Below are 19,795 nucleotides of genomic sequence, written 5' to 3' on the forward strand. Positions count from 1 at the left end.
AGAATTGAAAATCATGTGGCGAAAATGGCAATTTATTTCCGGAGTACTAAAAATTATCTTTCGTCATCCAGTGTTAGGAGTAACATTTGTACCAATTTTATCTGATGGTAATATAGTTTTGGTTTATCGTCGAGATACTCAACAATGGAGTTTACCCGGTGGTATGGTTGATTGGGGAGAAGACATACCCAATACTCTCAAAAGAGAGTTAAAGGAAGAGACAGGCTTAGATTTAGTCAAAATTGCACGTTTAATAGGGGTTTATTCATCACCCGATCGAGATCCTCGTCTTCATTCTATATCCATCTTAATCGAAATAGAGGCAAAAGGAGAACTGATTGTAGAAGATACTTGGGAAATTTTAGAGGCTAAAGCATTTTCAAAAGATAGTCTTCCTCTTGGTAATTTAGCACATGATCACGATCGACAAATTCAAGATTATTTAGAAGGTAAAATAACTATAGCTTAATGAGCATTTCTTTTTTGATCACAGACTAATAAAGTACCAGCAGAAACGCATAAAGGAATAATAATTAAATTTAATAAAGGAATACTAATTAAAGTCAAACAAATTAAACCAAAACCTGCAGTTGTTGGAAATTTTCCCCAAATAAATTTTAATTTTTCTCGAAACTGTAATCTTTTTCTTTCTAAAGTCGCATCACAAAAATCTAAACAAATAATGGTGGTTGTTAAAGTTATACTCCCCACTAAAGAAATGATATTACCTAGGGTAGGAATAAAATTAATTAAAAATAAGGGAATGCTAAATATTAGTATTAATAATAACTTTTTTAGTTCAAATAATATTGCTCTAAATATGTCTTGAATAATGTTAATTTCTATGACTTCTAGCTTACCAGTATATAATATTTCTAATTTTTCAGATAATTTACCATACCAAGGAGAACCCAATATTGAGCCAAATTGAACTATAACAAAACCGATTAATATTAATAATAAAATAAACAATAATGCCTTTAATAATAAGCTAAAAAAGATAATTATATAAACTAAAAAATTAGACCACTCAGGAAGTCGATCGATAGCTTTATCTACCCATAAAACAATATCATTAGTAACAGAATCAAATAAATCTAAACTAGGATTTAATAACAACAAATAAGTTGCTATTCCTACAGAAAAATTGATAATAATGGGGATGATTAAGTATTGCCATAACTGTTTATTTTGAGCCAAAAATTTTATGGCTATAAAAGGATAACTAATACCTGTAAAAAAACCGAATCCTGTAAAAATTTGTTTAATCATTTTACTTTTTAAAATTATGTTAATTCGTGAAATATAAGATAAATTCAGTTTTTCGATGGGAATTGACAATGCTATAGTATATTCACAGTCATTTTATCGAATATATATGGAAAACAATACATTACTTAATATTATCCAACAAAGTTTCAGAACTGTTATAGGTGCAACGGCAGAAGCAGTGGAAACCTTACAGGATAATCAAAAACGGAATCAAGTTTTATCAGATTTAAAAATTGAATGGCAAGAAAAATCAAGAGAATGGTCTGAAAAGGGTACTATAACAGAACAAGAAGCTAGAAAAATTATTGAACAGTTTTTCAAAGGATATACTGACAAAAATAGATCCTATCAAGAAATAGAGATTACTTCTGAAGATCCTCAAAATGATAGTATTCAAGAATTAACTAAAGAAATTATTGCCTTAAGAGAAGAATTACAAAATCTCAATTCATCTAATTAAAATCTGCCTCATAGTATTTTGGTGAGAGTAGTTCAACAATTTACAATTAACAATTAGCAATGTATAATTACTGTCAAATGTCAAACTTTTATCTTTTTCCCGTTAAAAAGGTCATATCTTAAACATTGAATGGATCAATTGTCAACTGTCAATGATCAATCATCAAACTACACATTTCTTAATGTTGAAGAATTTTAAACCTGTCTAAGATTAAGATTAAGGGATGTCAGTTTAAGAATTATAAGATCAAAAAATAATGAATTTTGATTTTTTTATAAGAAATTCAAAAACAGACATGATCAATTATCACAAAACCCTTTTTTGAGGGATGTTATTTTTATGTTCGATCGTAGATTGAGTGGTATTTTACTACACCCGACATCCTTACCTAGTGCTTATGGTATTGGCGACTTAGGTAATGGCGCTTATCGCTTCGTAGATTTTTTGGCAAAAGCAGATCAACAAGTATGGCAAATACTACCTTTAGGCCCTACAGGAGCAGGAAATTCTCCCTATTTAGCCTATTCTGCCTTAGCGGGAAACCCTTTAATGATTAGCCTTGATATTCTTTATGGAGACGAATTATTAACAGAAGAAGACTTAGAAACCGTTAAAGAAATTTTTGAAGTACTAAATCCCTCCAGAGTCAATTTTGACTTAGTTATCAAAGAAAAATATCCTTTATATCGCAAGGCTTTTGAGGCGTTTCAAACGAAAGAAGAAGATGAGTATAAACAAGAATTTAACCAATTTTGTGAGGACTATAGTTACTGGCTAGAAGATTATTCCCTTTACATGGCTTTAAAAGACTATCATCAAGGTAAGGCTTGGTTTCAATGGGATGAGTCGATCGCAAAACGTAATCCAGATGCAATTCATACATGGCAAATGAAATTAGGTCATGAAATGTATTATCATAAGTTTCTGCAATTTAGTTTCTTTAAACAATGGAGTAACTTAAAACAATATGCTAACGAAAAGGGCGTTAAAATTTTTGGAGATATTCCCATTTATGTTGCTCATGATAGTGTGGATGTATGGGCAAATCAAGAGATTTTCTGTTTAGATGCAAAAACTGGGGCGGCGGCTTTAATGGCAGGTGTTCCACCTGACTACTTTAGTGAGACTGGTCAATTATGGGGCAATCCTGTTTACGATTGGGAAGTGTTAGAAGAAAATAATTTTGCATGGTGGATACAACGCATTAAAGGAATGTTAGAATATGTTGACATTATGCGTATTGACCATTTTAGAGGTTTTGAAGGTTACTGGGCTGTACCTGAAGGAGAAACTACTGCCATTAACGGTGAATGGTTAACCGCCCCCGGAGATAAGTTTTTTGGCATTTTAAAAGAGGAGTTGGGTGCTTTACCCATAATTGCCGAGGATTTAGGAGTTATCACCCCAGAAGTGGAAGCATTACGAGATAAATATGAGTTTCCGGGTATGAAAGTTCTACATTTTGCCTTTGATTCCGATCGAGCTAATGGTTTTCTCCCCTATAATTACGTTAACCGTAACTGTGTGGTTTATACAGGCACTCATGATAATGATACGACGGTAGGATGGTTTGAAAAACGATCGTTTAGTGAGAAAAAAAGAGTAGTGGACTTTCTCGGTGGTATTGATAATGAAGGTATCCACTGGAGTTTAATTCGTCTTGCTTTATCATCGGTAGCTAATTTAGCTATTTTTCCCGCACAAGATCTGTTAGGCTTAGGTTCATCGGCGAAAATGAATACTCCCGGCACGATCGAAGATAACTGGAGTTGGCGTTATGTGGAAGGAGTTTTTACTCATGATATTAGCGATCATCTCAAATATTTAACCTATCTTTATGGTAGAGAACCTTTTAATTAGTGATTAGCTTTTAGCGATTAGCCATTAGTTATCAACTGTCAACTATCAATTGTGCATTACTAAGATGTTTGTAAGCCTTATCTGTCACAACTCTCCCTCTGGTGGTGCGATTAATAAAACCAATCTGTAGCAAATAAGGTTCATATACTTCCTCAATGGTTTTTGCGTCTTCCCCTGTAGCAGCAGCGATCGCCTCTAGTCCTACAGGGCCACCTTTAAACTGTTCTATCATAGTGGATAATACCAGTCTATCAGTCCAATCTAATCCTAGACGATCGACATTATGTAAATCTAAGGCTTCGGCTGCTAATACTTGATTAATATTCGATTGGTGTTTGACTTGCACATAATCTCTAACCCTTCTCAACAAACGATTACTAATTCTCGGTGTTCCTCTTGATCTACGAGCAATTTCTTCTGCACCACCTTTATCAATATCTAAATTAAGAATGGAACTCGATCGTAGTATAATTTGAGTTAATTCGTCTATGTGATAAAATTGTAGTCTTTGAATTAAGCCAAAACGATCGCGCAATGGAGAAGTTAAAGAACCAATTTTGGTAGTAGCACCAATGAGAGTAAAGGGAGAGAGAGGGATACTGCGTATTTTAGCTGATTGTCCTTTCCCGATCGTCACATCTAAACGACAATCTTCCATCGCTGGGTAAAGTAGTTCTTCTGTAACTCTATTTAGACGGTGAATCTCATCAATAAATAAAATATCGCCCTGTTTAAGACTCACTAACAAGCCTGTAATATCCCTAGGCCTCTCCAAAGCAGGAGCAGCCGTTATCTTGCAATTAACTCCCATTTCTTGGGCTAAAATTAAAGACATGGTAGTTTTACCCAATCCGGGAGGCCCGTATAATAAGATATGATCTAAAGAATCTTTTCGCTGTTTTGCGGCCTGAATTGCGATCGAAATCACCTCTTTTAGATCTTTTTGTCCGATATAGTCGGTTAAACGATGAGGGCGAATTTTATCTTCATTTTCTCCTAAATCTTCTATAGTTTCTGTGGATAATAACAGTTTATCATCTTCTGATAATACAGACTTAGAAATATCCGATACTTTATTCTTTTTTTGCTGTGGTAATCGTTGAGATTTTTGTTCGGTGTTCGATCGTTTAATTGCCATAATTTAAAAGAAGATAGCTTTTCTATTTTTTGTGAATTGTTAGATTATCTATTTCTGTCGGTAAAGCAAAAGATAAACCACAGGTACAATGATCCCTAATATCAATATTTTTGAATTGAAATGCACCTCCCATTAAGTCTTCTGTATAATCTATTTTTAAATTTTGTAAGTATTGATAGCTATCTCGATCAACAATAATAGTAACATCAGAATCGGGGGATAATTGATGATCTTCAGGTTGTGATTTTGTATCAAAGGTTAGTTGATAAACATAATCAGCACATCCTCCTTTTTCTATTTTTATTCTGATATAAGAATTTGATGTATCTAAGATCGAATCCTCTGTGGTATTCTTGGATGTCAAGGATACAGTTTGCGATCGCACAGAGTGCCGTTGGCATCGGAGTCTTTTAATTTCTGCGATCGCCGTTTCGGTACAAGTAATCATAAACAGTTAATATTTGATAGTAATTATGGTGTGCTGAATAAATCAGAAAGCTATAAAAGGTATTAGGTATCAGTTGTTAGGTATTAGGTAAATAATTCATGAAAAACTATTAACAGTTGATTTTACATAGATTAATTTTATTAAACAATTAAATAACATTTGGCAAAATGAATCTAAAGTCTAAAACCTACCCACATCAAAGATTTTTCTTTTCTAATCTAGCTATTTTTGTAAATATTGTTAATACAAAAATGGGGTTTTTGATTTATAAGTATTTCTCCTAACTCCTACCCTCACTAAAAACTTTTTCAACCTTTGCCTAATTATTGTCTTGCATAGTCATCTTGAAAGCGAATAATATCATCTTCCCCTAGATATTCTCCGTTTTGAACTTCAATTAAAATCAATTTGATTACTCCGGGGTTTTCAAGACGATGAGGTGTACATTGAGGAACATAGGTAGATTGATTTGCCCCTAAAATTTTTACTTCTTCTCCACACTCAACTTTCGCAGTACCAGAAACTACAATCCAATGTTCACTACGATGATGGTGCATTTGTAAGCTGAGACGATGACCCGGATTTACCTCAATACGTTTAATTTTATATCCTGTAGCTTCTTCAAGGGTGGTAAAACTACCCCAAGGACGAGTTTCTGTAACATGATTTTCCACAGAATAGCCTTTGGTAATTTCATTATCAGTTCTTTGAATAAGGGGATTTTGTAGTTCAATCATAGGAGTTTTAATACTTTTTGTAGAATAACTTGAAAATAATAATATAACAAGATTATTTAATTTAATAAAATTTCATCGATAAATTAAAAAGATGTATTTTTGCCTTGGGCATCAACAAATTGAAAAATTTTGATAGATTCTTCTTCTTGAAGATTCACACTGGTAGATGGGGTAAAAGTCTTTACCTCCTTATTTTTATCTTTAGGTTCTTCTAAATTTACAGTAACATTATTTTCTTTTTTTATCGGTAATTTAGGTTGATTATTAGCTGTAAAAATTTTTGCTAATTCTATTTGTAAAGATTCGATTAATTCCGGTTCAGCGTCTAATATTTTCCTAACTTCCTGAGCATCAGTAAGAAAACCTTGAATTTTTTGTTTTTTAGCTAATAAATTTTTTTTCCTTTCAAGTAGTTCTTGTTGTTTAGCTTGTAAAGTTTTAATTTGATTTGACAGATCTTGATCTAGTTTGGAGAAAACATTAGTATATCCCATAATCCACTTATCCTTTTATCCTTTTTTTTGTTTTTAATGATAACCCATTCTGGAAAAATTGCACGATCGATTAATAGTGCTGTGGCAAATCAAAAATAATAAATTAGCAATTCCTTTCACTATTACGGATAGCCTAACTTCTACAAGAAGTCGAATAATTGATACAATTTGTTATTATCAGTATTTTTCATTTATACCCATTATGCAGTTAACTTGGCTAGACAGTAATTCGTGGTTAATAGAAATGGCCGGATTAAGGATATTACTTGATCCTTGGTTAGTGGGATCTTTGATATTCGGTAATTTATCATGGGTGTTTGAAGGAAAAAAGCGTACTTCTCATCCTATACCAGAGTCGATCGATCTTTTACTACTATCTCAGGGTTTAGAAGATCATGCTCATCCGCCAACCCTCAAAATTTTAGATCATAATCTACCCATCGTAGCTTCCGAAAATGCGGCTAAAGTTTGTCAGAGTTTGGGTTATAGTCAAATTCACTCATTAAAACATAATGAAACTTATATTTTTCAAGATAAAATACAAATTGAGGCGATCGCAGGTTCACCAGTAGGCCCCGGATTAGTGGAAAATGGTTATATTATCAGGGATTTACAAAGTGATGATTCTATTTATTATGAACCTCATGGTTTCCACAGTGCGAACTTACAACGTCAAAAAAGGGTTAAAGTTATCATTACTCCCTTAACTAACATTAAAATACCTTTTATTGGGTCTGTGATCAAAGGACAAGAAAATGCAGTGGAGGTGTGTCGTTGGTTACAACCAGAATATATATTATCGACTGCGGCAGGGGGAGATTTAGAATTTCAAGGTTTTCTTACTAAACTTTTAAAAGAAGAAGGATCGATCGAACTTTTTCGTGATTTACTAACTAAAGAAAATATTAAAACCAATGCGATCGATCTGCAACCTTGGACAGTTTTTAATGTATAAATTTAGAAATATTCGATCGTTGTAATAGGCATAATAGTTATTTATTTCAAGAATATCTTTTATTCATTATTGATATTTTTTCGATAAATTTTCAAATTATAAATTCCCGTATCTAAATTTTTTCCAGTATCAAACCATTGTTTTTCTTTTTCTCCTAAAAGTCCTAAAACATCAGGATTATAATCTGCTCTAACTGTTTCTCTAGGATCTATAATGATAACGGATAGTTTTTCTTTATCATCATCAGTCAATAACCCATGATATAAGGGGAAAAAAACATTTTTTGCCTTTGGTTTTACAGCGTAAAATGTCGAAAAATCACCATAAACTACATCGTTTTTATCTATATTTGTTTTAACAAAATTTTCTACTTTTTCATAATCTATTTTATCCCAATTATAACGAGCATTTTTCAATTCTTGAGGAAGACCATAAGACATCGCTTTAACCCATAAAATAAAACAAACTAATAGAATTAATTTTTTTGACCAAAAATTCTGATTTGTTAATAAAATTTTGTTGAGACTTGCACCAATTGAAATTATTAAAGGAATAATAGACATCCAACTATAATAAATTGGATATTTGCCCAAAAAGCACATGGTAATAGGTATTATTATTATTGTTACAACTCCAAAAGAAATCGGCGATCGAAATGAGAAAATTTTAGTTAAAATTTCATAAAATAATAAAATAAATAATATTATTACTAGAAATTGCCAAGTAAAGTTATCAAGACAACCTCGACATAAATATTCTGTATTTTGTTGATTAAAAACTTGACTAATCTTATCAATAAATTTAGCAAATAAATTTATGTCACTGTTACTACTGGCTACACTATGACCAAGAGACATCGACAAAAAATCATCCCAGACGTTGTTAATAGAATAAATGAAATATAAAAAAATAATTCCAGATAAAAAACCGACATTAATAAAAATATATTCTCGCCAAAATAACCTATAGTTATAAACAAGTAAAATTATTGATAAAATAGTAAAAAATACGATAGAAGATAAACCTGCTAAAGGAAATAAAATTCCTAAAAAAATGATAATGGAATATCTCCATTTACTATTGTGAATAGAATATACGAGTAAAACTGATAAAGAAAGTAAAATACAAATGACATCGTATCTGCCAGAAATATAGTTAAAAGTAATTCCTGCAGTTAATAAAAAACTTATAACAAGAAAAATTCTTAACCAAGAAAAAGTAATTAAATTTAGTCTAAAAACTGCTAACCATAGAATAAGACTAGATATAATCATTAATATATAGTTAAATAATCGAGCAGAAAGTAAACTAAAACCCAAAATTTTGAACCAACAACTCAAAAGAATTGTATAAAGAAAAGAGGTACTAACATGAAATTCATCACTGGTTTGATGATACCAACTAGCAGAAGTAAAACTATTATTAAAATATAAATTTGATGCAGGTTCAGTTAATGTTACTTCATCTAACCATACGGGGTATAATCTTGAAGCATTAACTATTCCTATAATCAAAAATGTAATAAGTAAAATAATCAAAATGGAAATTTCTATAATGATATATTTGCTTAAATTTTTTCTAAAAAAAATCATCTATACAACTATCTTTTTTTGAACAATTAATTATACGATAAAGCCCTATGATTGACTATCTTTTTTTATATAAAACTTAACTTTTATGACTTTTGATCAAATAATTTGACTGTCTAAGGACAAATTGTCAGACAAACATGGTATTTTTAAGGATAAATATTATATCAATCTTTTTTTAATAAAATACAATGTTGTTACAATCGATCAAAAATCAACAACAGCAATTACGAACACAATTAAAATTGGCGGTAGAAGATTTAAAAATAATTCAAGAGTGTGGGTACTATGACTTTATCATTTCCCACTCAGAAGTAAATGATCGTCATGGGGTGGGAGTATTATTAAAAAGGATTTTTAGGGATGATCAAAATATAGTTTCTATTCGTTCTCGTAATCTTTATGATGGAAAAGACGATTTTGGGAATTTTAATTTTCTAATTCAGCATGATAATTACGATGTTAATGTTATTTATGAGCAAGTTCGATCGACTTTAGGGAATCTCAAACCGAAAAGAATACTGTGTATTCCTTATTTTCTCGATGACATCTTAACCGCTACTGCCATTAAAGATATGTTTGATGTGCCACTGTGTACTTATTTGATGGATGATCAAAATATCTATATTAATGAAATCCCAGATAAATACATGGCGGAATTACTGGATAAATCAGACTTATGTTTTGGTATTTCCAGAAATTTATGTCAAGCTTACGAACAAAAATATAACCAAAAAATTTGGTTTGTTCCTCCTGTAGCACCAGAACAATTCATTGTCAAAGATACAGTAATTTTCCCTTCTCAAGCACAAGAGCAACATGGAGTCTTAATCGGTAATATTTGGAGTCAAAAATGGCTTGATCGACTGAGAGAAACCGTGAGAGGTTCAGGCGTTAAAATAGATTGGTATGGTAATCCCCATCGAGGGTGGCTTAAATTTGAAGAAACAGAATTAGAGCAAGACGGCATTATTTTTAGGGGTTATGTGGAAAATGAAATCGATTTAGTGGCAAAATTAAGAGAAGCATCCTTTGCAGTTATTCCCACTGCCCAAGAAATCAGCAGCAGTGAGCGCATGGAAATTGCGAAATTAAGTTTACCCTCAAGAATACCTTTTTTAGTGGCTACTGCCCATATTCCCTTATTAGTTATGGGTAATGAGGAAACTGCTGCCGCTAATTTTGTCACAGATTTTCAATTAGGGATAGTGTCCCATTATGACTCCTTAGAATTTCAAGAAAAAATAGCATGGTTAAAAGATGTTCAAAATCAAGACATAATTCGTCATCAAGCCTCTAATTTAGCTCAATTTTTATCTTCTCAAGGTATGGAAGATTGGATTTGGGATTCTTTGGCTAAAAAATCTCCTGCTGATTCTCGTTTTGAAAAACTAGGGCAGTATTTAAGTTCGGCTACGGTGGTTATTACTGCTAATGAAATTAATAATAGACATGGAACAGGATTTTTAGTCAAAAGAATTATGGCAGATACCCCCAATATATTCTCCATTCGCTCACGAAACGATTACGGAGGTGTTCACAATTTTGGTAGTGCGAGTTATTGTTTACCACGTCAAAATATTTCGCGTTTTCAAGCATTTCAAGCCATGATAAATCTTTTAGAAGGGGTTAAAGTTAAACAAATATTTTGTGTTCCTTATTATACTGATGATTTACTTTTGTCGATCGCTACTAAGGAATTATATAATGTTCCATTGGGAGTATATATTATGGATGACCAAAATGTAGTCATCAACAAGATTCCTGATGATATAATGAGGGAGTTTTTAAGTAAATGTTCTTTTCGTTTAGCTACTCATCCTGAACTTAGAGACGCTTACGAAAAAAAATATGGGTTAAAATTTTACTTATTACCAGCCGTAGTACCTGATAATTTAATTACAACAAATCCCACTTTTCCTCAAAAAAATCTCCTCAAAAATAAAACTGGGGCATTAATTGGTAGTGTTTGGAGTCAAAAATGGTTTCAAATGTTAGCCGACACCCTCATGAATACTGAGTTAAAACTAGATTGGTATGGTAACTCAAATTATATCTGGTTAACAGAATCTCCCGAAGAAATCAGTCAAAAAACCAAAATTACTCCCTATGGTATCCTTCCCGAACCGGAATTAGCACAAAAATTAAAAGACTATCCTTATATAGTAGTTCCTACTGGTACAATGGATGAAAAAGATGATCACCCAGAATTATCTCGTTTAAGTCTACCGGGGAGAATCATTTTCGCCCTAGCCTCTTCTCATACCCCTGTGATTTTATTAGGAAGCCAGACAACTTCTGCCGCTCAATTTGTGAAAAATTTTGGTATTGGTCTTATTTGTGATTATGATGGTGAGAGTTTCCGTCAGGCGGTAGATTATGTTACTAAACCTGAGATACAAAGAGAAATGCGTAAAAAAGCCTCTCAAGTAGCACAAAAATTTTCTGCAAAAGATATAAACCTTTGGATTTGGGAATCCTTACAAAAAGGAGAACTTGCCGACTTTAAATTTGAAGATTTATTTTCCGATCAATAATAATATTTACCATGAAGAAAATATATGAAGGAATTTGATTTTGTGTTAGTGTTTGAATTTAGAGATAACTTTAGTTAACGTTCGCTATTCGCAATGAAATGAATTTTATTTGGGAGATAAAAGTTTTGAGCAATTCAATCCAAAAAAAAATTATTTTTCCAAATTTTTACCTAAATAATATAAAAAATATTTTAATTTATCATAAGAAATCTTTATAAAAATTATGTCATTAGAACCACAAGAAAAAAAAGGTGTTGTTAGTTTTTTCGCCAATTTACCATTAATAAGAAGAATTAAAATTATTAAAGAATTAAGTCTTGAAAAACTTGATCAAATTCTTGATAAATCCAATAATTTAGAAATAAAAACTAATTCCTTATTAAATAATGATACTTCTTTTTTAGAAGCAAATATCCTTGTTATACAAACGTTAAAAAGTATCTATAAACAGTCTCAAAATTACTATAATAATTTACTAACAATTGTTCAAGAGGTCTCAAAAAAACTTTCTTTTTTACTTCAAAATAATGAATCTCAAAATACTAAATTAAATACCTTAGAAGAAAAAATTAATACCGTTGATGAAAATTTATCGATCGTAAATGAAGAAATAACTAATATTAAAACCCTTTCTGAAAAAACCTTATCTGAGCAAAATCACCTTAAACAACTTTATGACAATTCTTTATCCCAACAAAACGTAATTAAACAACTTTATCATGATTCTTTATCTCAACAAAATGTAATTAAACAACTTTGCGAAAACTTTTTACAACAGCAACAATCCCTATTTCAACAGCAACAAAAAATTACAAATATTGTAACTGATTTAACACCTAAACCACTAATTATTAATGATTCTTCAAAAGAATTAAATGAACCAGAAATAGGCTTAATGATGTACTTATATTCTTTTCTTCCAAATCGTTATGCTATTGATGTGGGTGCAAATATAGGGGATGTTTCTGAAAGTTTATTAAAAGCAGGATATGAAGTATATGCTTTTGAGCCATTTTTACCTACCTATGAAAAACTAAAATTAAGACTAGAAAAAAATCCTAATTTCCACTGTCATCAAATTGCTTTAGGTTCAAATAATGACACCAAAGAATTATATTTAGCTACGGATAAAACTCCAGACAAAATTTATCAAGATTCTAGCTTATATAATAGTTTAATTAAACATTCTATGCCTGAAGATTTGTCCTTTACCGACTCTACCACTGTGACGGTAAAAACCCTAGCTAGTTTACATGATAGTCGAGAGATTCCTTCTAATGTTGGTTTAGTCAAAATTGACACCGAAGGTTTTGATTTACAAGTAATTCAAGGTATGGGATTGTATCAATATCCTGTGGTGATAACCGAATTTTGGGACTCTCAAATTCCTTTCGGTATTTCGGAAACTCACAATAAATTAGAAAATTTAGTCACCGAAATGCGTCGTCGAAAATATTATTGGCATATTGTAATGTATCGAGTTTGGGGTGATAAAAATACATCGATCGCATTTTACTGTAATCATTCCCATTCTGTCACTAACAGTTGGGGTAATATTTTTTTCTTCCAAGACTATAACATTTTTGTTCAAGCTCATCGTTGGGCATTATCCGTCATTTCTGAAACTTATTTCTATTAATAAATTTTGAGTAATAACAACTGTATTTTCCCAAGGCGTAAAATACTACGCCCCGAAATAATTAGAAATTAAATTCGCTCACGGAAAGTGACGATCGCACCGTATAACTTTAATCATTATCCCAGTCTTCTGCACCTAATAAATCACCAATACGATCGCGTAGTAAATAATCTTTTTCTTCTAATTGTCTTTCAATAGATAACCATTCTCTAGGGGGAATATAATTTGCCAAACTATAAATAGGTTGATGACGGCTAATGCTACCCCTTTCTAATAAGGCTCTAATTTCATCTCTAATGAAATCAAGGGTGTAACGATAGGGAGAAATAGGGGAAAGAGTATAAGTAGTCATAATTAATTCAGTATTATAAGTAAAGTATTTAAAATTGCCTTAAAGGAAAAAAACAAATCTTTCAGTTAAATTCTATACCGTTTCTTTAAGAAGTCGCAACAATTCCTTGACAAATACTCTTTAATAAGCTGAAACCTATCTAAATGATTGGCCAGAAATAGAAAAAAATGTTGGTCGATGAATAATTGTTCAATCATTCTCTGTTTAGTTAATCTGTCTGATTTCGATTCAAAAATATTGGTATAGTTAATAAAATATTGATAATGTATAACAGAAAAAATATTTATTCATGGCTTCTATTAAAGAATTACACAAGCAAATTAAAAACAAAGAACGATCGGCAGTAGAAATTACAGAAGAATATTTAACCACGATCGAACAATTAGAACCACAAATTAAAAGTTTTTTGTGCGTAACCAAAGATTTAGCTCTTTCTACAGCGAAACAAGTGGATGAAAAAATAGCAAGAGGAGAAGATATTAACATCTTAGAAGGTATTCCTATAGCTATTAAAGATAATATGTCCACTAAAGGCATTCCCACCACTTGTGGCTCAAAAATTTTAGAAAACTTTATCCCCAGTTATGAATCTACCGTCACCCAAAAATTAAAAGATCAAGGAGCAGTTATTTTAGGTAAAACTAACTTAGATGAATTTGCCATGGGAAGTTCCACAGAAAACTCAGGTTATCAAGTCACCGCAAACCCTTGGGATATTACTAGAGTACCGGGAGGTTCTTCTGGTGGTTCAGCCGCCGCCGTTGCCGCTAACGAGTGTGTCGTTTCTTTGGGTTCAGATACCGGGGGTTCGATTCGTCAACCAGCTTCTTTATGTGGAGTTGTTGGTTTAAAGCCTACCTATGGTTTAGTATCTCGTTTTGGTTTAGTCGCCTATGCTTCTTCTTTAGATCAAATTGGCCCTTTTGCCCATACCGTAGAAGATACAGCTATTTTATTACAGTCGATCGCAGGATATGATCATAAAGACTCTACCAGTTTAAATGTAGAAATTCCCGATTATACAAAATCTTTCAGTAGTGATTTAAAAGGCTTAAAAATAGGCATCATCAAAGAAACCTTTGGAGATGGATTAGACAATATTGTAGCACAAACTGTCGATCGAGCTGTAGAAGAATTAGTCAAGTTGGGCGCAACCGTAAAAGAAATTTCCTGCCCTCGTTTTCGCTACGGATTGCCCATTTATTACATTATTGCTCCTTCCGAAGCCTCCGCCAACCTTGCTCGTTACGATGCCGTTAAATATGGCATAAGAGAAGAATCAGAGAACCTTCTTGAAATGTACACTCGTACTAGAGCCAAAGGATTTGGTGCAGAAGTCAAGAGACGAATTATGTTGGGTACTTATGCCTTATCTGCTGGTTACTATGACGCTTACTATCTCAAAGCTCAAAAAGTGCGTACTCTCATTAAAGAAGACTTTGATAATGCTTTTAACGATGTGGATGTGTTAATTTCTCCCACGGCACCTACCACAGCTTTTAAAGCAGGAGAAAAAACCGATGATCCTCTTAGTATGTATTTATCTGATTTAATGACTATTCCAGTTAATTTAGCCGGTTTACCCGGCATGAGTATTCCTTGCGGATTTGATCACCAAAATTTACCGATCGGGATGCAATTAATTGGTAATGTATTAAGGGAAGATGTGTTATTTAAAGTGGGTTACGCCTATCAACAAGCCACTGATTTTCATACAAAAACTCCATCTTACCAAGGGTAAACTATAAAATTATCGGTAAAGAGAGTTCAACAATGGAGAATTAACAATGTACAATTGATAGTCTAAAAAGGGGAGGCTTTAAACCCTGAATGGATCAATTGTCAATTGGTAAGTAATAAGTAATACCTCAGTTCGATGCAAAATGTATGGGTAATAGCAAGGTATTAGGTATGATTTGTTAGGTATTAGGTAAATAATTGATGAAAAACTGTTAATAATTGATTTTACTTAGATTAATTTAATTAAATAATTCAATCAGATTTGGTATTTTTAGAACCAAAAACCCTTAGTGGTGCAGAAAAGTCCTGAAAAGTAGATATGGTAATCTTTTCGCTTTTGATAAGGTCTTGTCAGTAGAAGTGGATTTTTGAGATAATTTTTTTGTCTATATTTCATCATTATTTCTCATGAACACACTTCTACCTTATCTTCAACTTATACAACATTTTAGCCAATACATTCAACCCAAAGATAAGCGACATCTCATTGTTTTTGGAGAGATTGTCAGTACCATTCTACTTTCGGGCAGTGAAGCGTCTTTCTCATTGGCTACCCTTTTTTTCCCACCGTAATTGTAATGCCCGTAGTCATATAGCTCGTCTTTCTTATTTTCTTCTTAATCAAAATATTACACCCTCCATTTTTTATCAACCACTACTACAATTTTTCTTCCATCTTGGCAATCTCAACCGATAGTTCTTGTTCTCGATACCAGTGTACTCTGGGATCAATTTTATTTGATTGAAGTTTCCTTTGCTTGGGGTGGACGCTCTTTTTGTGTTGCACAAAAAGTGACCGAACATGGTAGTGCTACTGTTAGTTTTTCTGATTATGTATCGGTGTTAGAAATCGCTCGACAAGCATTACTGGTTAGCTGAGTTTCTTCGTTATCGAATTGAATTTGAAAAAATTATCGTATTTCAGTAATTATGTTCTATTATTTTTCTGCACCACTAAGGGTTTCGACTAATAAATCACGTTGCAATAAATTGACAAAGCGTCGGGCAAAAATCTGCTAAAGCGACTTGAAAAAATTCAATTTTATCTCGACTTTGAAAACACTCTGCCTGATAAGATAACAAAAGGCAAGAGGCAACAGTTAAGAGTTTTAGTAATTTTTAAGAGTTAATAGAAAATGTAAGTTAAATGCGTCTTAGCTTACCCTTTTCAAGGAAAAATTTATCATATTCAAAGTAGAAAAGCTATTATTTTTATGTTAACTAAATCCGCTTATATTCATATCCCATTTTGTAAAAGAAGATGTTTTTATTGTGATTTTCCCATTACCGTTTTAGGTGATAATAGTGGTCATAATTATTCCCATTGGCAAAAAGAATATGTTGATTTTCTCTGTCAAGAAATTATCGCTACTTCCCAAGAAAATACTACCAGTTTAGAAACTATTTTTTTTGGTGGTGGCACTCCTTCTTTATTAGCTGTAGAAGGTTTAGAAACAATTTTAACCACTTTAAACAATCATTTTAGAATTAATAAAGATGCTGAAATTTCCCTAGAAATTGATCCTGCTACCTTTGATTTAACTAAACTTAAACAATACCAAAAATTAGGAGTAAATCGAGTTAGTTTAGGAGTACAAGCCTTTCAAGATAAATTGTTGGAGGATTGCGGCAGAACACATAGAATAACAGACATATATCAAGCTGGAGAGTTAATTAATCAAGCAGGTTTTGATAATTGGAGTTTAGACTTAATTTCGGGTTTACCTCATCAATCCCTCGATGATTGGTTAGAGTCTTTAAAAAGCTCGATCGAGTTGCAACCTAAGCACTTATCTTGTTATGATTTGGTGTTAGAACCCGTTACTGTATTTGGAAAGAAATATGCTCAAGGTGATAACCCTTTACCTCCTGATGAAATAACAGCAAAAATGTATTGTTTAGCCTCAGAAAAATTGAGGGAAGCAGGATACAGTCATTACGAAATTTCTAACTATGGTAAAGAGGGTTACAAATGCCGACATAACCAAGTTTATTGGCGTAACGAATTTTATCATGGTTTTGGTATGGGTGCGGCCAGTTATACTGATTATAAACGCTTTACCCGTCCTCGTACTCGAAAAGAGTATTTTGCATGGGTAGAAGAATATAAAAAAAATAGAGGAATAATTGATATTCCTACTACGTCTAAAAATGACCAATTATTAGAAACTTTAATGTTAGGTTTAAGACTAAAAAAAGGAGTTAATTTAGCTGAAATAAGAACTAATTTTGGTCAAGAAATTGGTGAGAAAATTTTACAATGTCTTAAGAGTTTTTTCTTTGATAATTTAGTAACATTAGATGAAAAGCTTGATCTATTAAGTTTAACAGATCCCCAAGGATTTTTATATTCTAATACAGTTTTAACCGCTTTATTTTCTGAATTTGAAACTCTTGAAAATCAATAATTTTTTAGATAATTAGGACATGGTATAAAGTTTAAATTGCTTAATTGTACTATATCCTAACTCCTTTCTCTTAACTTCTAATTAGTAGGTAATACACCTAATTTAACAGGTATTTTTAACTCTTTTTGTTGTCGGCGTAAATCAAGAGTTAAATCAGATCCTACATCTTTAGATTCTACTTTTTTCTGTACTTGAGAAGGCTCTTTAATAGATTCTCCTTCAATACTTTGAATAATATCCCCTGACTGTAATCCAGCCTTAGCGGCGGGAGAGTTAGGCATTATTTTGACGATTAAAACTCCTTCTTCATTGGTTAAGTTAAACCCTTCCGTTTGATTCAACTGTTGTTTTGTTTGTTCATTCAAAGATACCATGGAGATTCCTAAGTAGGGATGATCTACTTTTCCTTCTGTGATGAGTTTTTCTGCAATTTCTGCCGCCCGATTGATAGGAATAGCAAAACCTAATCCTTGGGCATTTTTAATAATCGCAGTGTTTATGGCAATTACCTCTCCTTTGGCGTTTAAAAGTGGGCCTCCAGAGTTACCCGGATTAATAGCCGCATCGGTTTGAATAAAGTCTAGTCTTTTATCTCCTACTCCTATTTGAGAACTCGATCGACCTGTAGCACTAATAATTCCTGTCGTAACTGTATTATCTAATCCTAAAGGATTACCAATGGCGATCGCCCATTCTCCAATTACCAATTCATCAGAATTACCCAAAAGTGCGATCGGTAAATTTTCAGCTTCAATCTTAATGACGGCTAAATCTGTGAGAGGATCACTACCTAAGACTTTACCTTCTAAAACTCTACCATCTTTAAGATTTACCGTTACTTGAGTTGCACCCTCAACAACGTGGGCATTCGTCAAGATTTTACCATCATCACTAATGATAAAACCAGATCCTGTACCCTGTTGGATTTCCTCTTGTGGCATTTGGGGTATTTGATTGCCAAAAAATTGACGGAAAAGAGGATCATTAAATACAGGAGGTACATTATTATTGTTATTTGCCACAGTACGTTGAGCATTAATTCTTACCACCGCCGGCCCAACTTCTTGTACAACTTTGGTAACAAAATTAATATCGCCATTTTCTACTAATCCGGGTAATTTAGCCGTGGCAACGGTATTATCTTTCTGCTCTAAAGTTTGATTATCATTGGTTCGAGCAAATATTTGAGGGGTGCTCATTATATAATTGATACCAACACCTAGACTCGCACCTAGTACAAGTAAGGAAGTGCAAGTAGTGGCTTTTTTGAAAGAATTGTTAGTCGATGATTTATTGATCATAAATAATTACTCCTAAATGGTTTGGGTTATTTTTAATAAAATTAAGATATATATAGCAATGAATTTGCTCTTCTGTTTAAAATAAAATAAGTTTCATGAAACTTTGAAAAAGTCAGCTTAAAGAGCGAAGGAACAAAAGAGGAAAACCTTTTTTTAAGCTGACATCTACTAATATAAACGAATGATTTGACTTTCCTGTGACAGTGAGATGAAAAGTTTATGACGAAAAATTCCATTATAGAAGAGGTAGAATCAAATATAGCATTTATCAGTCAGAATGATGAGGTACAGTAACAGCAATGGGTGAACCAATTGTGCATATCTAACGGTACTTAAACAAAATAGTCTTAGTGGTGCAGAAAAGTCCTAAAAACTAGATATAGTAATCAATCTTTTCACTTTTGAGAGGATCTTGTCAGTAGGAGTGGGTTTTTGAGATAATTTTTAGTCTACATTTAATCATTATCTCTCATGAACACACCCCTACCTTATCTTCAACTTATACAACATTTTAGCCAATACATTCAACCCAAAGATAAACGACATCTCACCGTTTTTGGCGAGATTGTCAGTGCCATTCTACTTTCGGGCAGTGCCAGTCTTTCCCATTGGCGACCTTTTCTTTCCCACCGTCATTGTAAAGCTCCTAGCGGTACTTTGAAAAATTTTGGTGCAAAAATAGCTTCAAATACAGTCAGAGTAAGGGATTTAGGTAAACGCCATAAAAACGGCTGAAACTCTTAGTATAAAAGGAAAAGTTATTGATCGATGTAAAATCTTTGATTTATAACGATTTGAGATTCATAGTTTAATATTTTTAGTTTAAGTACCGTTAATGAAACTTCTAACGCTAATTTTTATGTAG

Annotated in this window: 19 protein-coding genes; 11 read left to right on the forward strand and 8 right to left on the reverse strand. The window is 32.4% G+C overall.

Annotated elements, in window-relative coordinates; all coding sequences use genetic code 11:
• Positions 1–13: 13 nt before the first annotated feature.
• Positions 14–469 carry an NUDIX domain-containing protein gene (locus tag GM3709_RS14255; protein ID WP_066120585.1) on the forward strand — a complete coding sequence of 152 codons (456 nt, stop codon included), beginning with the start codon at positions 14–16 and terminating at the stop codon, positions 467–469.
• On the opposite strand, the gene GM3709_RS14260 is transcribed toward GM3709_RS14255, so the two are convergent.
• A complete protein-coding gene (locus GM3709_RS14260) occupies positions 466–1,272 on the reverse strand; it encodes an EI24 domain-containing protein (protein ID WP_066120588.1) in 807 nt (268 codons plus the stop codon). The two genes, GM3709_RS14255 and GM3709_RS14260, sit on opposite strands and share 4 nt — an antisense overlap.
• 106 nt (positions 1,273–1,378) lie before the next feature.
• On the opposite strand from GM3709_RS14260, the gene GM3709_RS14265 reads away from it, so the two are divergent.
• Positions 1,379–1,732 (forward strand): hypothetical protein, encoded by a 354-nt coding sequence (locus GM3709_RS14265; protein ID WP_066120590.1) that lies wholly within the window; start codon positions 1,379–1,381, stop codon positions 1,730–1,732.
• Positions 1,733–2,071: 339 nt separating this feature from the next.
• On the forward strand, positions 2,072–3,592 hold the full coding sequence (gene malQ, locus GM3709_RS14270; protein ID WP_066120592.1) for a 4-alpha-glucanotransferase: 1,521 nt from the start codon (positions 2,072–2,074) through the stop codon (positions 3,590–3,592).
• Positions 3,593–3,623: 31 nt separating this feature from the next.
• Here malQ and ruvB read toward each other — a convergent pair whose 3' ends face one another.
• The 4 genes from ruvB to GM3709_RS14290 all read right to left on the reverse strand — a co-directional run bounded on the left by ruvB (position 3,624) and on the right by GM3709_RS14290 (position 6,409).
• A complete protein-coding gene (gene ruvB / locus GM3709_RS14275) occupies positions 3,624–4,730 on the reverse strand; it encodes a Holliday junction branch migration DNA helicase RuvB (protein ID WP_082713013.1) in 1,107 nt (368 codons plus the stop codon).
• 22 nt (positions 4,731–4,752) lie between these two features.
• Positions 4,753–5,178: an iron-sulfur cluster assembly accessory protein gene (locus tag GM3709_RS14280; protein WP_071828053.1), complete on the reverse strand. Its 426-nt coding sequence runs from the start codon at positions 5,176–5,178 to the stop codon at positions 4,753–4,755.
• A gap of 323 nt (positions 5,179–5,501) precedes the next feature.
• Positions 5,502–5,915, reverse strand: coding sequence for a phosphomannose isomerase type II C-terminal cupin domain (locus GM3709_RS14285; RefSeq protein ID WP_066120595.1), 414 nt, complete (start codon positions 5,913–5,915; stop codon positions 5,502–5,504).
• Between the two features lie 83 nt (positions 5,916–5,998).
• Positions 5,999–6,409, reverse strand: a complete 411-nt coding sequence (locus GM3709_RS14290) for a hypothetical protein (protein WP_066120598.1) — start codon at positions 6,407–6,409, stop codon at positions 5,999–6,001.
• 202 nt (positions 6,410–6,611) lie between these two features.
• Here GM3709_RS14290 and GM3709_RS14295 point away from each other — a divergent pair, with 202 nt between their 5' ends.
• Positions 6,612–7,364 carry an MBL fold metallo-hydrolase gene (locus GM3709_RS14295; protein WP_066121957.1) on the forward strand — a complete coding sequence of 251 codons (753 nt, stop codon included), beginning with the start codon at positions 6,612–6,614 and terminating at the stop codon, positions 7,362–7,364.
• 59 nt (positions 7,365–7,423) lie between these two features.
• Here the strand turns inward: GM3709_RS14295 and GM3709_RS14300 are convergent, their stop codons facing one another.
• Complete coding sequence (locus GM3709_RS14300; RefSeq protein WP_066120601.1) at positions 7,424–8,956, reverse strand: hypothetical protein; 1,533 nt, start codon at positions 8,954–8,956, stop codon at positions 7,424–7,426.
• 188 nt (positions 8,957–9,144) lie between these two features.
• Here GM3709_RS14300 and GM3709_RS14305 point away from each other — a divergent pair, with 188 nt between their 5' ends.
• Positions 9,145–11,490, forward strand: a complete 2,346-nt coding sequence (locus GM3709_RS14305) for a beta-1,6-galactofuranosyltransferase (RefSeq protein ID WP_066120604.1) — start codon at positions 9,145–9,147, stop codon at positions 11,488–11,490.
• 223 nt (positions 11,491–11,713) lie between these two features.
• Positions 11,714–13,129, forward strand: coding sequence for an FkbM family methyltransferase (locus GM3709_RS14310; RefSeq protein WP_066120607.1), 1,416 nt, complete (start codon positions 11,714–11,716; stop codon positions 13,127–13,129).
• Between the two features lie 109 nt (positions 13,130–13,238).
• Here the strand turns inward: GM3709_RS14310 and GM3709_RS14315 are convergent, their stop codons facing one another.
• Positions 13,239–13,481 carry a DUF4327 family protein gene (locus GM3709_RS14315; protein WP_066120610.1) on the reverse strand — a complete coding sequence of 81 codons (243 nt, stop codon included), beginning with the start codon at positions 13,479–13,481 and terminating at the stop codon, positions 13,239–13,241.
• A gap of 289 nt (positions 13,482–13,770) precedes the next feature.
• On the opposite strand from GM3709_RS14315, the gene gatA reads away from it, so the two are divergent.
• From gatA to hemW, 4 genes are all read left to right on the forward strand, one after another.
• Positions 13,771–15,222 (forward strand): Asp-tRNA(Asn)/Glu-tRNA(Gln) amidotransferase subunit GatA, encoded by a 1,452-nt coding sequence (gatA, locus tag GM3709_RS14320; protein ID WP_066120613.1) that lies wholly within the window; start codon positions 13,771–13,773, stop codon positions 15,220–15,222.
• A gap of 501 nt (positions 15,223–15,723) precedes the next feature.
• Entirely contained in the window at positions 15,724–15,918 is a 195-nt protein-coding gene (locus tag GM3709_RS20530; RefSeq protein ID WP_158506744.1) for a hypothetical protein, read from the forward strand.
• 41 nt (positions 15,919–15,959) lie between these two features.
• Positions 15,960–16,100 carry a hypothetical protein gene (locus tag GM3709_RS20535; protein ID WP_158506746.1) on the forward strand — a complete coding sequence of 47 codons (141 nt, stop codon included), beginning with the start codon at positions 15,960–15,962 and terminating at the stop codon, positions 16,098–16,100.
• 335 nt (positions 16,101–16,435) lie between these two features.
• The gene (gene hemW / locus GM3709_RS14325; protein ID WP_066120616.1) at positions 16,436–17,629 is read left to right on the forward strand and encodes a radical SAM family heme chaperone HemW; all 1,194 of its coding nucleotides are present in this window, start codon (positions 16,436–16,438) and stop codon (positions 17,627–17,629) included.
• 77 nt (positions 17,630–17,706) lie between these two features.
• Here the strand turns inward: hemW and GM3709_RS14330 are convergent, their stop codons facing one another.
• Positions 17,707–18,930, reverse strand: coding sequence for an HhoA/HhoB/HtrA family serine endopeptidase (locus GM3709_RS14330; protein ID WP_066120619.1), 1,224 nt, complete (start codon positions 18,928–18,930; stop codon positions 17,707–17,709).
• A gap of 471 nt (positions 18,931–19,401) precedes the next feature.
• Between GM3709_RS14330 and GM3709_RS14335 the strand changes: the two genes are divergently transcribed.
• Complete coding sequence (locus GM3709_RS14335) at positions 19,402–19,665, forward strand: hypothetical protein (protein ID WP_066120624.1); 264 nt, start codon at positions 19,402–19,404, stop codon at positions 19,663–19,665.
• The last annotated feature ends 130 nt before the right edge of the window (positions 19,666–19,795 follow it).

The organism is Geminocystis sp. NIES-3709, from assembly GCF_001548115.1.
Taxonomy (GTDB): Bacteria; Cyanobacteriota; Cyanobacteriia; order Cyanobacteriales; family Cyanobacteriaceae; genus Geminocystis.